The sequence below is a fragment of the Enterococcus rivorum genome, from assembly GCF_001742285.1.
Lineage (GTDB): Bacteria > Bacillota > Bacilli > Lactobacillales > Enterococcaceae > Enterococcus_L > Enterococcus_L rivorum.
The window spans coordinates 1-15,819 of record NZ_MIEK01000050.1; the positions used below are offsets into that span (position 1 = coordinate 1).

The window sequence follows — 15,819 nt, forward strand, 5'->3', positions numbered from 1 at the left end:
GATCCCTCTTGTTTTTTAAACGGAACATTCTCTTTTTTTAGAAATCAAAAAAGTGAGGCAACAATCAGATGTATTTCTGACTATTGTCCCACTCTCTTTTTTAGTATTTTCTAAATCGTTGGTAACGTTTTTCAACCAAATCTTCTGTATCCAATTTAGATAACTCTGTTAGTTTTCCTTGCAATGCTTTATGAATCATCCGATTAATTTTCTCTTGCTCAAGTAATTCCCCGTTCATTACTTCTGGTATTACTTTATCTACAATAGCTAATTCTTTTAATTCACTAGCAGTAATTTTCATTAATTCGGCAGCTTCCTTGGAACGACTACCATCTTTCCATAAGATAGATGCAAATCCTTCCGGTGACAAAATCGCGTAAATAGTATGTTCTAACATCCAGACTTCATCAGCCACTGCTAACGCCAGTGCTCCACCACTGCCACCTTCACCAATAATAATTGCAATCACAGGTACTTGTAGATCAGACATCTCAAGAAGATTTTTAGCAATGGCTTCTCCCTCGCCTCGTTCTTCTGCTCCAATCCCACAGTAGGCCCCAGCAGTATTGATAAATGTAATTACTGGTCGTTTAAACTTCTCTGCTTGTTTCATTAATCGTAATGCTTTACGATAGCCTTCTGGATTAGGAGAGCCAAAATTTCGTTCAATGTTTTCCGGAAGATTTCTTCCTTTTTGGATTCCAACTACCGTCACTGGTTTGTTATCTAATGTTGCTACACCACCAACAACCGCTAAGTCATCGCCAAAATAGCGATCTCCATGAAACTCCATAAAATCTGAAAACACAGCATCGATATATTCCAAAGTTGTGTAGCGATTTTGGGCTCTAGCAAGAGTAACAATGTCATTTGCGGTTTTTTCCATCATCACTTCCACCCTTCCATAGTATGAATACGGACTAACTTCCCTAGAGTCTCCCGCAATTGATTTCTAGGAACAATTTTATCGACAAAACCATGCTCCAGCAAAAACTCTGCTTTTTGAAAATCTTCTGGCAATTCTTGACGGATTGTTTGTTCAATTACTCTTCTTCCAGCAAACCCGATTAAACTCTGAGGTTCAGCTAAAATAATGTCCCCTTCCATCGCAAAACTTGCAGTAACACCACCAGTAGTAGGATCTGTTAGGACAGTAATGTATAGCAATCCCGCTTTACTGTGACGTTTCACAGCTCCTGAAATTTTTGCCATCTGCATTAAAGAAAAAATCCCTTCTTGCATTCTAGCTCCACCCGATGCGGTAAAGATAATTACAGGCAGACGTTTTTCTATAGCACGTTCAAATAGGCGAGTAATTTTCTCTCCAACAACCGTTCCCATACTACCCATGATAAAATTAGCATCCATTACACCAATGGCAATCGCTTGTCCATCAATCGCCGCTTTCCCCGTCAAAACGGCTTCATGAAGTTCAGTTTTCGCTTGCATTTGTTTGATTTTATCTAAATAGCCTGGAAACTCTAATGGATCTTCCGTCTCTGTATCTGTATCCCATTCCTTAAAACTTTTTTCATCAATAGTTAGTGATAAGCGCTCCCAAGCTCCAATCCGAAAACTATACTCGCAATAAGGGCAAACTTTTTCTATTCCCATGTCCTTAGTGTATAATGTTCGTTTACAACAAGGACACTTCGCCCACATATTATCTGGAACAGCCGGCTTTTTTTGAGAAGATAGGTCAGTTTCACGATTTGGATTGATTCGAATATAATTTTTCTTTTTAAATAAAGCCATGGTTACTCTCCTTTTACCTATTGGTCCGATGTCCATTATCTCTAACGAGTAAAACTCGTAAGAATAAATGGCTCTCCTTTTACCTATTGGTCCGATGTCCATTATCTCTAACGAGTAAAACTCGTAAGAATAAATGGCTCTCCTTTTACCTATTGGTCCGATGTCCCCTATTTCTACGTCGCTTCGCTTCCTAGAATAGCGGCTCTCCTTTTACCTTTTGGTCCGATGTCCCCTATTTCTACGTCGCTTCGCTTCCTAGAATAGCGGCTCTCCTTTTACCTTTTGGTCCGATATCCTCTATTTCTAACTCACTTTGTTCGAAGGATAGTGGTTCTACCTTTTACCTTTTGCTCCGATGTCCTCTATTCCTATCTCACTTTGTTTCCTAGAATAGGGGATTTCTTTTACTCTGTTTTTTATATTCTCGATTTTTTTATTAGAAAGTTACTAATTGTTAGTTTTCGTTGGCTGGTTCCCACTCAGGTAAAAATGTTTCTTGCAAGAAGCTTGTATCATAATCCCCTGACAAAACATTCTTATGAGCAATTAAATCCAATTGGAACTCTGCATTTGTAATGATTCCTTCGGTTACAATTTCGTTCAATGCCCGTTGCATTTTCATTAAAGCATCAAAACGATCGACTCCATGAACAATCACTTTTGCAATCATAGAATCATAATAAGGTGGAATCGTATAGCCAGAATACATGGCGCTATCAACACGCAATCCCATACCACCACTTGGCAACAATAAATTTTTTATTTTCCCAGGAGATGGAGCAAAATTGAACGCTGGGTTTTCAGCATTTATACGACATTCAATCGCATGTCCTTTAATGCAGATATCTTTTTGTTCGTAAGGCAACTTCTCCCCATAGGCTATTTTCAATTGAGCCTTGACCAAATCAATTCCTGTAACCATTTCTGTCACTGGATGTTCTACTTGAATTCGGGTATTCATTTCCATGAAATAAAATTCTCCAGATGGGTCCATTAAAAACTCAATTGTCCCGGCATTTTGATAGTGAACTGCTTTTGCTGCACGGACAGCTGTCTCGCCCAACAAGGCTCTTTTTTCATCTGTTATAGCGATTGAAGGTGATTCCTCCAATACTTTCTGATTGTTTCTTTGTAAGGAACAATCTCTCTCTCCTAAGTGAATCACGTGACCAAATCGATCACCTAGAATTTGTACTTCAATATGCCGAGCTGGATAGATAATTTTTTCTAAGTACATATCATCATTTCCAAAGGCAGCTTTTGCTTCTTGTTGAGCAGAGTTAAAATGAGTAGGTAATTCTTCTCTAGACAACACTTTACGAATTCCTTTTCCACCGCCACCAGCTGCTGCTTTTAGCATAACTGGATAACCAATTTCATCCGCAATTGTTAGCGCCTCGTCAACGGTATGAATCACACCCTCACTTCCAGGAATAACCGGAACATTAGCTTCTTGCATTAGACGGCGCGCATTGATTTTATTCCCCATCGCATCTATCGTTTCTGCTTTAGGACCAATAAAAGTAATATTACACTCTTCACACATTGCCGCAAATTGACTATTCTCTGAAAGAAAACCAAAACCCGGATGGATTGCTTCTGCGTTAGTAACGATAGCAGCACTTAATACATGTTGGACATTCAAATAAGAATCCGTTGCTTTAGCAGGACCAATACAAATGGCCTCATCAGCCAATTGCGTATGTAAGGCCTCTCGATCCGCCTCTGAATAAACAGCCACTGTTTGAATGCCTAGTTCATGACAAGCACGAATAATACGGACTGCAATTTCACCACGATTTGCAATTAATACTTTTGAAAACATAGTTCACCTATCCAATCATAAAGGTTAGTTCAGCTTCTGCTACTTTTTTTCCATTCACAGTTGCAACACCCTTGCCAATACCGGCTACTGATTTTACTTTCACAATTTCTATTTCCAGCATCAGTGTATCTCCTGGAACAACCTTTTTTCTAAATTTCGCTTTATCTATTCCACCAAAATAAGCTGTCTTCCCTTTAAATTCAGGCATTGCAAGTAATGCAACTGCCCCTGCTTGAGCTAACGCTTCAATAATTAATACTCCCGGCATCACAGGCTCTTCTGGAAAATGCCCTTGGAAAAATGGCTCGTTCATAGTGACATTTTTTTTAGCAATTACTTTCTCACCAACAACAATTTCTTCTACTGTATCGATTAACAAGAAAGGATAGCGATGAGGTATAACATCCATAATTTCTTGAATATTCATAATTATACTCCTTTAGCCACGGTAATTAGCGGCTGATTATACTCGACAATTGATTCATTATCTACCAAAATCTCTGCAATAACTCCATCCGCTGTTGAAGTAATTTCATTCATCAACTTCATTGCCTCAATAATACAAATAACTTCCCCTTTTTTTACTGTATCGCCAACCTGTTTAAAGTTTTCTTTATCTGGAGCTGGCTTCAAATAAACAACTCCAACAATTGGCGAAACAATTTCTTCAAGATTGGCAGCTAACTGCTTTGGCTCAACTTTTTTTTCTATAGAAGTATTTACTGATTTCTCTGATACTTCATTGGTATTAACCATCTGTACTTCTTGCTGAGGAGTAGTTAGTGCGCCTTTATTGCTTCCTTCATTAACAGTTGAAGGATGATTTTGAGCTATTTTATTTTTATTCATATATAAATCAAAAGTGTCTTTTTTAAAACTAAACTCCGTTAAACTTGATTGATCAAACTGTTCCAATAATTCTTTGACTTCTCTGATCTCCATACTAATCCTCCCAACGCTTCAAACAAATGACTGCGTTATGTCCTCCAAATCCCAGTGAATTACTTAATGCATAGTCAAACTGATACTCTTCACTTTGATTTACAACTAAATTCAATGTAATATCGTCATCTACATTCTCTATCCCTATTGTTGGAGGAATAAACTGATGTTGTAGTGCATTCAATGTTGCAATACTTTCAATTCCTCCTGCTGCGCCTAATAAATGTCCTGTCATACTCTTAGTACTACTAACACGAACTTTATCAATTGCTGCACCCATTGCTGTTTGAATTGCTTTGGCTTCTGCTATCTCATTTGCTTGGGTACTCGTTCCATGAGCATTAATATACCCTACTTGATCGGGTTGAATCTCAGCTTCATCCATTGCTAGTTTCATCGCTTTTGCTGCACCAGAACCATCTGGCGTTGGTGAAGTCATATGATACGCGTCACAGTTCGCTCCATATCCAACAATCTCACCTAAAATGGTAGCCCCACGTTTTTGAGCATGCTCTAAAGATTCAACGACTACAATTCCTGCACCTTCACCCATAACAAAACCATTTCGGTCTTTGTCAAAAGGAATAGACGCTCTATTTGGATCTTTTGAATCAGATAATGCAGTTAAAGAGGCAAAACCAGCAATCCCTATTTCACAAATAGTTGATTCAGCTCCACCTGCTAAAATAACATCTGAGTACCCATGTTTAATATTTCTAAAAGCCTCACCAATTGAATGCGTTGCACTGGCACAAGCCGTAACGGTTGCTGTACAAATGCCTTTAGCTCCCACTCTAAGAGCAATATTACCAGCAGCCATGTTCACAATGGCCATTGGTACAAATAAAGGGGCAACTCTTTGAGGACCTTTATTGTTCATCCGTGTCACTTGCTCTTGAATTGTTTGTAACCCACCAATTCCAGAACCTACCATCACACCAAAACGATCGACATCAATAGTTTCCGTATCTAATTTACTCATTTCCAACGCTTCTAAAGCAGCATAAATACCATAGATAGAAAACATATCCATCCGTTTTGCGTCTTTTTTCACAAAATATTTATCAAAAGGAAAATCCTTTACTTCTGCAGCTACCGAAATTCCAGTTTCAGAAGCATCAAATTTAGTAATTGGACCAATCCCATTTTTCCCTTGTTTTAAACTTTCTAAAAATGTTTCAGCATCATTCCCAATCGGGGATGTCACTCCGTATCCTGTAATAACTACGCGATTCATTCTTTTTGCTCCTTTCAAAAGGGTTTATTACCCGTGCATAACCAAACCACCGTCAACATTGATAACTTGTCCTGTTATATATGGATTCACAGCTAAAAAAGTAGCAACATTGGCAACATCTTCAACTTGTCCATATCTTTGTAACGGAATTTGTTGTGTCGTTTGTTCTTTTATTTTATCTGTTAATACATCGGTCATTTCTGTTTCAATAAAGCCTGGTGCTATAACATTACAAGTTATTCCTCTTGAAGCAACTTCTCTTGCTACAGATTTAGAAAAACCAACAACCCCAGCTTTACTTGCAGCATAGTTCGCCTGCCCAACATTTCCTAGCAATCCAGAAACACTTGCAATATTAATGATACTACCACTACGTTGCTTCATCATCTTTTTCACTACATGCTGCGTCATGTTAAACGTACCGTTTAAATTAATCTGAATACACTTGTTGAAATCTTCATCAGACATCCTCAATAAAAGCTTGTCATTTGTGACACCAGCGTTATTCACTAAAATATCAACTGAGCCTAGCTCATCAACAGCTTTCTGAATCATTTCACCAGCAGAAGTATAATCAGCTATATCACCTGAAACACCGATACATTTGACACCTTTTGCTTCAATTTCAGCAATTTTTTCCTGACTAATTTCACTTCTCCCATTTAAAACAACATTGGCACCCTCACTAGCAAAAGCCAGTGCAATTGCTTTACCGATTCCTCGAGTACTTCCTGTCACAAAAACGTTTTTCTCTTTTAAGTCCATTATTTACCTCCCATCTAAAAGCGTGAACGCCTCATGCAATGTTTTTTCATCTTCCACACGAGCTATTTGCAAACTTTTATCAATTTTTTTGACAAATCCTGTCAATGTTTTTCCAGGCCCGACTTCAATAATAGTATCTACACCCATTTCCTTCATCGTCTCGATACTTTCTGCAAATCGAACAGCGGACATTACTTGTTTTTCCAATAGTTGCTTGATTTCAACCTGTTTCATTACTTCAGCTGTAGTATTACTAATAACAGGTATCTTCATTTCAGAAAATGCAATCGTTGTTAGTTCTGCTGCTAATTTCTCTGATGCGGGTTTCAGCAAAGCTGTATGAAATGGGCCACTCACGTTCAATGGAATCATTCGCTTCACTCCGGCATCTGTTAAAAGTTCAACAGCTTTATCAACTGCCAGAACTTCGCCACCAATCACAATTTGCTGAGGAGTATTATAGTTTGCAGGTGAGACAATCCCAAAAGAACTAGCTTCCTTACAAATCGTTTCAATCAATGTGCGATCCGTATTCATCACCGCAACCATTTTCCCAGTTCCAGTTGGAGCAGCTTCTGTCATGTATTTTCCTCTTTTAGCTACTAGTTCGACCGCTTGTGGAAACAAAATTGCTCCACTTGCTACAAGAGCACTATACTCACCTAAGCTCAATCCCGCCACAACATCAGGATGATAGCCTTTTTCTTCCAACAAACGGTAAAAAGCGACACTAACAGTCAAAATTGCAGGTTGAGTATAGGCTGTTTCATTTAATTGTTCATTTTCTGTAAAACACAATTTTGCCATATCATATCCAACGACATCACTGGCTTCAGTAAAAGTATCTTGAACTATTTTTTCTTGTTGAAAAAGCTCTTTTCCCATTCCAACATATTGTGCTCCTTGTCCACTAAATACGAATGCTGTTTTCATTCTCTATCTCCTTTAATCCTACTCATTCATTGGATTTTTTAAATCCATTGTTGGTATGTAGTTGCAATAACTTCCTTTGCCTCAGCAATGTAAGATTCAATAATTTCTTTTGCTGTCTCTTCTTTCTTTACTAATCCAGCAATTTGACCCGCCATTACAGAGCCAAAATCTGTATCTCCATCTACAACCGCCTTCTTCAATGCTCCTTGACCTAATTCATCAAATTTAGTTGTATCAGGATCTGAACTTTTCAGTTCTTGCTTCTCTAGCTGATCATATTCTTTTGTCAATTTATTTTTGATTGCCCGAACCGGATGACCAAAATGTTGACAAGTAACAACCGTATCAATATCTCGCGCCTTGATAATTTTTGATTTGTAATTTTCATGAACGGTACATTCTTTAGCAACTAAAAATCTAGTTCCTACTTGTACACCTGCTGCACCAAGCATAAGAGCTGCTGCCATTCCTCTACCATCACCAATACCACCTGCTGCGATCACTGGAATAGTCAAAGCATCTACTACTTGTGGAACTAAGCTCATTGTCGTCAATTTGCCTATATGACCACCAGCTTCCATTCCTTCAACAATTACTGCATCTGCACCGATTTTTTCCATGCGTGCTCCTAATGCAATCGAAGGAATAACTGGAATAACTTTTATATTGTGTTCTTTAAACTTACTCATATATTTGCTTGGATTCCCAGCGCCAGTAGTAACAACTGGTACTTTTTCTTCACAAACCAAGTCAACAATCTCTTCCGCAAATGGAGAGAGTAACATAATATTTACACCGAACGGTTTATCGGTAATTTCTTTAATTTTTTTTATTTCAGCTTGAACGACTTCTTTCGGTGCATTACCACCCGCGATAATTCCTAAACCACCAGCTTCTGATACTGCCCCTGCTAACGAAGCATCGGCTATCCAAGCCATACCGCCTTGAAAGATAGGATACTTTATTCCAATCATTTCACTTATTTTTGATTGCATAGTTTACGTCCTCTTTTATAATTAAGAATAATTGCTATTGATTACTAAATCATGATGAAACGATTGATGAAAAAACTGAACGAACTCGTTCAGCTTTTTCATCCGACTTTTTATTTTTACCTAATAGCAGCTTACTTTTTATTTTTCTGCTTGTTGTTTTTCTACGTATGTTACTAAATCTTGAACGGTATTGATTCCATCTTCAGATTCAATTTTCACATCAAATGCATCTTCAATTTCATTGATAATTTGAAATAGATCTAAACTGTCTGCATCTAATTCTTCTTGAATATTTGTTGTTAATTGTACTTCATCTGCTTCTTTTCCTAATTCTTCCACGATAATTGCTTGAATTTTTTCGAATACCATATTGTATATTCCTCCAATGATTTTTAATTTTCTATAGCAACAGTTCTTATAGTGACAGCAGGATTGACCCCCAAGTTAAACCTCCACCATAACCTGTTAACACAATTTTTTGATTAGTTCCTAACTTTAAAATACCACTTTCAACTGATTCATCTAATAAAAGAGGAATGCTTGCGGCAGAAGTATTACCATTTTGCTCCATATTAGTTAAAAATTTTTCTCTAGGAACGTTAACTTTTTTTGCGATTTTTTCAATAATCCTTTTATTTGCTTGGTGCAATAAAAGATAATCGACATCGTCACTCAAAACACTAGAAATATTTTTCGTAACAGTATTCAAAGAAAAATCATAGATGCTTCTTCCATCCATTTGCAAATAAAATGTTTCTTCCTGATTTCCTTTAAAATACGGATTTTCATTTTTAATAAATCCTGAAGTAAGTGAATGACCTCTTTGACCATCTGCTTGTAAATTCTCAGCAAAAAAATGCTGTTCATCTGAAGCTTCTAAAAGAACACCACCAGCTCCATCCCCAAACAAAACAGCTGTCCGCCTATCTTCCCAATCAATGACCTTTGATAAGGTTTCACCACCAATGATCATGCCAAGTTTTTTCCCAGTTCGGATAAATTTTTCCCCTATACTTAATGCGTATACAAATCCGGTACATGCTGCACTAATATCAAAAGCAAAAGCATTCTCTGCTTTGATATTTCCTTGTACTTGGCAAGCAACTGAAGGCGTTCCATAATCTGGGGTCATAGTTGCAACAATAACAAAGTCTAATTCCTCTGGTAATCGACCAGATTTTTCTAATAATTTTTTTGCTACTTGTGTACATAAGTCAGAAGTGTTTTCGTCTGTTGTAATATGTCTCTCGCGAATCCCAGTTCGACTAGCTATCCATTCATCAGAAGTTTCCATTTTTTCGGAAAGCTGATCGTTTGTAACAACATTATTCGGAACATAACGACCCGTACAAATTATTTTTGCATACTGTTCCATCATAATCCTCGCTTTTACTTATATTCCTTTAAAAAATTATGAAGATTTGCTAAGGCTTTTAATAGAGCACTCTCTTCATCTTTGTCCATACCAGTCAAAATGGTTTTAACCATTTCACGATGAAAATGTTGATGAACACGGAATAATAATTTTCCTTTTTTCGTTAATCCTAGTTTCACAACACGGCGATCATCTTCACTTCGAATTCTTTCAACATAGTTCTTTTTAACTAAATTGTTAATAGCGACAGTCAGTGTTCCAACCGTAATTGATAATTCTTTTGCTACTTCAGAAGAAGTTTTTTTCTTGTACATCCCAATTGCTTCAATAGTGTGCATTTCAGTAATGGACAAATCATTGAACTGTGATCGCTTTAATTCAGATTCCTCAATCGTCAAAATGTCATTAAAAACGCTGACTAAATAATCATTAATTGTTTCTAAATTAGGTTCCATTTCTGTGCACCGTCCATAATAGTTTGATAGTCAAAACATTTGATGTTCAAACTATATCGCATCTTAAAACAGATTGCAAGTAAAAATAATATTTTTTCTTAAAATTTCTAAGAAACATTGATGAGATAAGGAGAAAACATTAAAATTCTCTTGAAATTTTACTGGTTTATTTCACTTACTGAGAAAAAACATTTGACAGTTTACATCGAATTGACTATATTTGTTTTAGTTTGAACATCAAACTATTTTGTTTTTTTATCCGAAAAATTTGAACAAAGGAGTAACAACTATGTCACTAAAACCATTAGTAATAGATAAACTTGTTGCAAAAGTCCCCATTATTCAAGGAGGGATGGGAATTGGAATTAGCTTAGCTAATTTAGCAGGAGCCGTTGGTAAAGAGGGAGGCATCGGTATTCTTTCAACTGCCCAAATTGGTTATCAAGAAGAGATTTTTGAAAAGTCACCAATGAGAGCGAATATGGAGGCCATAAAAAAACAGTTTGACAAAGCAAAAGAAATTGCGAAAGGCGGATTGATTGGTTTTAACATTATGGCGGCAACTTTTCATTATGATCGCTATGTAAAACGCTGTGTAGAAGTTGGTGCAGACGTCATCATTTCTGGTGCTGGATTACCAATCAACCTACCTGAATTAGTTAAAGGCAGCGATACAAAAATTGCTCCGATTGTTTCTTCAAATAAAGCCACTAAAGTCCTACTAGGCTTATGGAAAAAAAGATACAATGCTACCGCTGACTTTATCGTGATTGAGGGGCCAAAAGCCGGTGGACACTTAGGTTTCAAAGCTGAAACACTAAAAGAAAGTATCGAGACTATGGACGCCGAAGTAGTTAAAATTATTGAAACCGTTAAAACTTTTGAAGAAGAGTTTAACCGAAAAATCCCCGTTGTTTTTGCAGGTGGCGTATTTAATCGTTCTGATATCGATCATTATTTAAGTTTAGGCTGTTCTGGCGTACAAATGGCGACCCGTTTTGTTGTAACGGAAGAGTGTGATGCTCCAGATGCTTTTAAAGACTCTTATATTAGTGCGGAAGAAGATGATATCACTATTATTAAAAGTCCTGTCGGTATGCCTGGAAGAGCTATAAAAAATCAGTTCACAGAACGAATTCAACATGAACAAATTCCAATTGAAAAGTGCCGTAGTTGCTTATCTTATAAACATTGTGACCGAGAAACAATTCCATATTGTATTTCAGAAACGTTATTAAATGCAGTTACTAAAGACCCTCAACACGCTTTAGTTTTCGCAGGGGCAAATGCTTATCGCTTAAAAGAAAAAACAACTGTAAAAGCAATTTTTGAAGAATTGACAGCTGACTAAAGTGTATAAAAAAGTGAACAAGCTCTCAACAAGCTTGCTCACTTTTTTTAATTTGAATTGTCATAGTCATTTGAACATTTTACTGAATTAGATCGTAGATTTCCATTGCTACAATATCTATATTGTCAAACTGGTAATTTTGTTGTGTATCAGTTTCTGTCAATTCAAACGTTTCAGTTGAACTATCATAACTTACAATACATTTTTCTACACCTTCACGTTCAAAACGACGTACTTGTATTTCATTGTCAGTTGCTTCCGTCATTGCTTCGAGTCTCTTAATAATCGCCACAAGTTGTGAATGTTTCATAAATGGGCCTCCTTTTGCAAACTAGTTCTGTACTATTGTAACAAAACATTGGCTTGCTTGCATGACTTTTAGCCATTTTTTTAATTTTTTTTTTTGTTCTTTAATCTTTATTTCCTGTTGGGACTCCTTCTGGCCACCATAGCTTAATCAAAGCTTGTGTACCATCGTTCTCAAATCCTTTGTTAGCAAGGTTTTCATAGAGCTTCGTAGCTGTTTTAGTAGCTGGCAACTCTATTCCCATCTGGGCAGCACCTTCCAATGCAATTCTTAAATCTTTTATAAAATGTTTTACGAAAAAGCCAGGTGAGTAATCCTTATTTAATATTCTAGGACTGTAATTACTTAATGACCAGTTTGCGGCACTCCCCCCAGAAAGTGTATGGATAACTTTTTCTAAATCCAACCCGGCTTCATTTGCATAAACTAGCATCTCCGTCATTCCAGTCATCGTTCCAGCAATCATAATTTGATTTGCCATTTTAGTATGCTGCCCTTTTCCTGCTGGACCATGCAATGTGAATGTTTTCCCAATCATCTGAAAAATTGGCAATACTTGATCGTAAATATTCGATTCTCCACCAGCCATAATCGTTAAGGTTCCATTTTTTGCTCCCAAATCACCACCTGATACTGGTGCATCAAGAGCCGCGCCTCCTAGTTCTTTTGCTTTCAAAGAAATTTTTTCAGCTAGAATTGGTGTACTGGTTGTCAAATCAACAACAATCTTTCCTTCTAGGCTTTCACTAAAAATACCATTTTCTCCAAAATAGATGGCTTCAACATCCTCTGGAAAACCCACCATTGTAAAAATAATGTCACTTACTTCTACAATCGATTTAGGACTACTTTGCCATTCTGCTCCATTTGCAATCAACTCGTCTGTTTTTGACTTTGTTCGATTATACACAGAAACTTTACGGTCATTTTTCATTATATTTTTGATAATGGACGTTCCCATCACACCTGTGCCGATAAATCCAATTCTTTTTTGAACCATTTTTCTGTCATCCTTCCTGAATACAAAAAATCTTACATAAAACAAAAAAACTTCTAACCACAGTATAAACCATGATTAGAAATTTTACATTTTTATTTTCTTAAAGAGGTTAATTTAACCTTAATTCGTTCTATAGAAACCGTGCTTTCTTTTTCAATAGCAACTTCAGTTTTAAAGTAATTTATCATATCATGATAGAAATCAAGCATTACTTCTCCAAAATGAGTTGCAGATATTTCATACATTTTTTTCTCTAATATTTTCTCATCTAATTGATAGCCAGATTCAACATAATTAATAAATGTCTCTGCAAATTTTTCATCGGTTTCAAAAGTAACTCCTAATGATTCGTGATCAAACAAGCTATTAAGATAAGCATTCCCTTCAACAACACATTGTACACCAGAAGCCATTGCTTCAGTATAAGTTAATCCTTGAGTTTCCGAAGTTGATGCACTAACAAAATAATCTGCAGCTTTATAATAGATCGCAACTTGATCATTTGGAATCTCACCTACAAATTGAATATGATTCTGAACACCTAATTCTAAAGCTAAATCTTTAAGTTTTTCAACATAAGGACCATCTCCAACAATTAATAAGTGTGCATTTGGGTATTTCTCTACTATTTCTGGTAATCCATTTATAATTGCTTGGATATTTTTTTCGTATGAAATACGGCTCAATGATAATAACATGATTGTGTCATCACTGAACCCAAACTGAGTTCGCAACTCTTTAATCATTTCCATAGTAATATCTGGTCGTTCAAATTTTTCTATATTAATACCCGTTGGAATAATCCGCATCGGAGTTTTTACACCATAATCTCTTAGCTTTTCAATTACTCTTTCACTTGGACAAACCACACCTGTAGTATGGTTGGTAAACATGCGAGAAAAATACTTCACATGAGACGGACGCAGTACTTTTCCATTAGCCACATAATGTAAATAATCTTCATACATTGTATGATACGTATGAATCACAGGAACTTTCATTTTTTTTCCAACCATCTTACCTAACATACCAGTGCCAAATTCAGTATGAGTATGAATAAGATCTAATTCTAACTCTTTTGCAATTAAATATGCATACCACATTCCTCTGACCACAATTCTTCTGTCTTTAAACGAAACAAACGGAACACTGGGCATTCTTATAATATCTTCTTCAAATTCTTTCGCGTTCGGATCTGTGGTTGTAAATATATAAACCTGATGTCCATGTTTCTCCAATTCTTCCTTAAGCGTCTTAATAGATGTAGCAACGCCACTTACTTGAGGAAAATATGTATCTGTAAAAAAACCTATTTTCACGTTGTTTCCTCCAATCTTAGTTATTCTTCATGTTCAAAAAAGACAAACTCTGTTCTTCATTTTTAGTATCTTTTAAAACTGCTTCGTAGACGGCTTTTAATTCAAGCCCAACTTTTTCAATGCTTCTTGCTTCAGCAACTTTATATCCTTCATCCTTTGTTGATGGTAACTTCCCTTCAACAATTTGACTAATCAGTGATTGAAATTCTTGATTATTTCTTCCCATATAACAATTTATATTTTCTTGTAACCAGCCATGATAGACTGGAATATCTCTGACTAGCACTTGTTGATGACTTGCCAAAGCTTCTAAAATCACTATTCCTTCAGTCTCTTCATTTGATGGGAAAAAGAATAAGTCAGCAGCAGAGTAAGCTCCTTCAATTATATCTCCTTTAATATAGCCAGGAAACTCGACATTCTCCGGATGCTCTTCTTTCACTATATCTCTAATCGCCTTAGGAATTGAATACATTGGTGTATGACCAAACCAAATAAAACGGTACTCTGGTAATTTCTTTGCAATCTCAACAAAATCAATTAATCCTTTTCGTTCAAAATACAATCCTACACAAATAATAACTTTTTGATTTTTTTCAATATTAAAATACTCTTTAAACTTCTGTTCCTTTTCTATAGAAGGGGTAAATTTCTTTAGGTCAATCCCATTGGAAATGGCTGCAATTGGAAGTTCAATTCCATACCCTTCTAAAAGCTTCTTTGAGTACGGTGTAGGAGTAATCAAATAGTCTGCTTTAGTATATAGACCGACTAAGTACTTCTTCACTAATGGAGAAAGTTGATTTGATCCAATAAACGAATTTTTAAAGTCTTCTTCTGTAGAATGTGCATGATAAATAACTTTTTTACCTAGTTTACGGGCTTTTTTAACCATATTATGACTTTTTATACCGTATGTATTAATATGTAGAATATCGTAGTCAGTAGACTCCGGGTCCAAGGTGTACTCAATACCAACTTCAGTGAGTGCTCTTTTTTGGTGATCTAACGCTCGTCCAATACCAGACTTCGCTAAAATTTTTTCACCTTCAAAATATAATAATGATTTCAATGCTAGCACTCCCTTGTTGCTCATTTTAAGAACTAAGATAATTATATCACAAAAAACAAACTTAAAATTCAAACTAAAGTCTCAACTATTTTTACTTATAATGTATTATATCAAGAACCCTTTAATGTTACTATATTTAGCAATCAAGTAATTGATAAGTGACAAAACTGTTAGCTTAAAAGCTTACGATACATTAATATATCAAACAACATTATTTCATCTTTTCTCATTTCTATCAAGAGATTAGAATATTTTTGATTAGTATTATAAAAAATAAAAAAGCGAAAACTTTTAAAGTTTTCGCTTTTTTATACTCCGGCAGTAGGACTCGAACCTACGACATCATGATTAACAGTCATGCGCTACTACCAACTGAGCTATGCCGGAATGATTAGCGTGGCGACGTCCTACTCTCACAAAGGGAAACCCTTCACTACAATCGGCGCTAAGAAGCTTAACTTCTGTGTTCGGCATGGGAACAGGTGTAT

Annotated in this window: 17 protein-coding genes, 1 tRNA gene and 1 rRNA gene; 1 reads left to right on the plus strand and 18 read right to left on the minus strand. The window is 36.1% G+C overall.

Annotated features, from left to right (window positions below; all coding sequences use genetic code 11):
- Positions 1-100: 100 nt before the first annotated feature.
- The 12 genes from BCR26_RS14270 to fabT all read right to left on the minus strand — a co-directional run bounded on the left by BCR26_RS14270 (position 101) and on the right by fabT (position 10,282).
- A complete protein-coding gene (locus tag BCR26_RS14270) occupies positions 101-886 on the minus strand; it encodes an acetyl-CoA carboxylase carboxyl transferase subunit alpha (protein ID WP_069699687.1) in 786 nt (261 codons plus the stop codon).
- A gap of 2 nt (positions 887-888) precedes the next feature.
- Complete coding sequence (gene accD, locus BCR26_RS14275; RefSeq protein ID WP_069699671.1) at positions 889-1,755, minus strand: acetyl-CoA carboxylase, carboxyltransferase subunit beta; 867 nt, start codon at positions 1,753-1,755, stop codon at positions 889-891.
- 454 nt (positions 1,756-2,209) lie between these two features.
- Positions 2,210-3,580: an acetyl-CoA carboxylase biotin carboxylase subunit gene (locus tag BCR26_RS14280; RefSeq protein WP_069699672.1), complete on the minus strand. Its 1,371-nt coding sequence runs from the start codon at positions 3,578-3,580 to the stop codon at positions 2,210-2,212.
- A gap of 7 nt (positions 3,581-3,587) precedes the next feature.
- Positions 3,588-4,007, minus strand: a complete 420-nt coding sequence (fabZ, locus tag BCR26_RS14285) for a 3-hydroxyacyl-ACP dehydratase FabZ (RefSeq protein WP_069699673.1) — start codon at positions 4,005-4,007, stop codon at positions 3,588-3,590.
- Between the two features lie 2 nt (positions 4,008-4,009).
- Positions 4,010-4,522, minus strand: coding sequence for an acetyl-CoA carboxylase biotin carboxyl carrier protein (gene accB, locus BCR26_RS14290; protein ID WP_069699674.1), 513 nt, complete (start codon positions 4,520-4,522; stop codon positions 4,010-4,012).
- Between the two features lies 1 nt (position 4,523).
- Positions 4,524-5,759, minus strand: a complete 1,236-nt coding sequence (gene fabF, locus BCR26_RS14295; protein ID WP_069699675.1) for a beta-ketoacyl-ACP synthase II — start codon at positions 5,757-5,759, stop codon at positions 4,524-4,526.
- A 27-nt stretch (positions 5,760-5,786) separates the two neighbouring features.
- Positions 5,787-6,524 carry a 3-oxoacyl-[acyl-carrier-protein] reductase gene (fabG, locus tag BCR26_RS14300; protein ID WP_069699676.1) on the minus strand — a complete coding sequence of 246 codons (738 nt, stop codon included), beginning with the start codon at positions 6,522-6,524 and terminating at the stop codon, positions 5,787-5,789.
- A gap of 3 nt (positions 6,525-6,527) precedes the next feature.
- Complete coding sequence (gene fabD / locus BCR26_RS14305; protein ID WP_069699677.1) at positions 6,528-7,457, minus strand: ACP S-malonyltransferase; 930 nt, start codon at positions 7,455-7,457, stop codon at positions 6,528-6,530.
- Between the two features lie 38 nt (positions 7,458-7,495).
- The gene (gene fabK / locus BCR26_RS14310) at positions 7,496-8,452 is read right to left on the minus strand and encodes an enoyl-[acyl-carrier-protein] reductase FabK (protein WP_069699678.1); all 957 of its coding nucleotides are present in this window, start codon (positions 8,450-8,452) and stop codon (positions 7,496-7,498) included.
- Between the two features lie 138 nt (positions 8,453-8,590).
- Positions 8,591-8,821, minus strand: coding sequence for an acyl carrier protein (locus BCR26_RS14315; protein ID WP_069699679.1), 231 nt, complete (start codon positions 8,819-8,821; stop codon positions 8,591-8,593).
- 46 nt (positions 8,822-8,867) lie between these two features.
- Positions 8,868-9,827 carry a beta-ketoacyl-ACP synthase III gene (locus BCR26_RS14320; protein ID WP_069699680.1) on the minus strand — a complete coding sequence of 320 codons (960 nt, stop codon included), beginning with the start codon at positions 9,825-9,827 and terminating at the stop codon, positions 8,868-8,870.
- 14 nt (positions 9,828-9,841) lie between these two features.
- Positions 9,842-10,282 carry a fatty acid biosynthesis transcriptional regulator FabT gene (gene fabT, locus BCR26_RS14325; protein WP_069699681.1) on the minus strand — a complete coding sequence of 147 codons (441 nt, stop codon included), beginning with the start codon at positions 10,280-10,282 and terminating at the stop codon, positions 9,842-9,844.
- Positions 10,283-10,571: 289 nt separating this feature from the next.
- On the opposite strand from fabT, the gene BCR26_RS14330 reads away from it, so the two are divergent.
- Positions 10,572-11,633 carry an NAD(P)H-dependent flavin oxidoreductase gene (locus BCR26_RS14330; protein WP_069699682.1) on the plus strand — a complete coding sequence of 354 codons (1,062 nt, stop codon included), beginning with the start codon at positions 10,572-10,574 and terminating at the stop codon, positions 11,631-11,633.
- Between the two features lie 79 nt (positions 11,634-11,712).
- On the opposite strand, the gene BCR26_RS14335 is transcribed toward BCR26_RS14330, so the two are convergent.
- The 6 genes from BCR26_RS14335 to rrf form a co-directional block, all read right to left on the minus strand.
- Complete coding sequence (locus BCR26_RS14335; RefSeq protein ID WP_069699683.1) at positions 11,713-11,943, minus strand: YkuJ family protein; 231 nt, start codon at positions 11,941-11,943, stop codon at positions 11,713-11,715.
- A 100-nt stretch (positions 11,944-12,043) separates the two neighbouring features.
- Positions 12,044-12,940 (minus strand): NAD(P)-dependent oxidoreductase, encoded by an 897-nt coding sequence (locus BCR26_RS14340; RefSeq protein ID WP_069699684.1) that lies wholly within the window; start codon positions 12,938-12,940, stop codon positions 12,044-12,046.
- A 92-nt stretch (positions 12,941-13,032) separates the two neighbouring features.
- Complete coding sequence (locus BCR26_RS14345; protein ID WP_069699685.1) at positions 13,033-14,259, minus strand: glycosyltransferase family 4 protein; 1,227 nt, start codon at positions 14,257-14,259, stop codon at positions 13,033-13,035.
- A 16-nt stretch (positions 14,260-14,275) separates the two neighbouring features.
- Positions 14,276-15,331, minus strand: a complete 1,056-nt coding sequence (locus BCR26_RS14350; protein WP_069699686.1) for an LTA glycolipid anchor biosynthesis glycosyltransferase, IagA/BgsA family — start codon at positions 15,329-15,331, stop codon at positions 14,276-14,278.
- Between the two features lie 313 nt (positions 15,332-15,644).
- Positions 15,645-15,718 (minus strand) — tRNA-Asn (locus BCR26_RS14355).
- Between the two features lie 7 nt (positions 15,719-15,725).
- Positions 15,726-15,819 (minus strand): 5S ribosomal RNA (gene rrf, locus BCR26_RS14360); the annotation flags it as partial.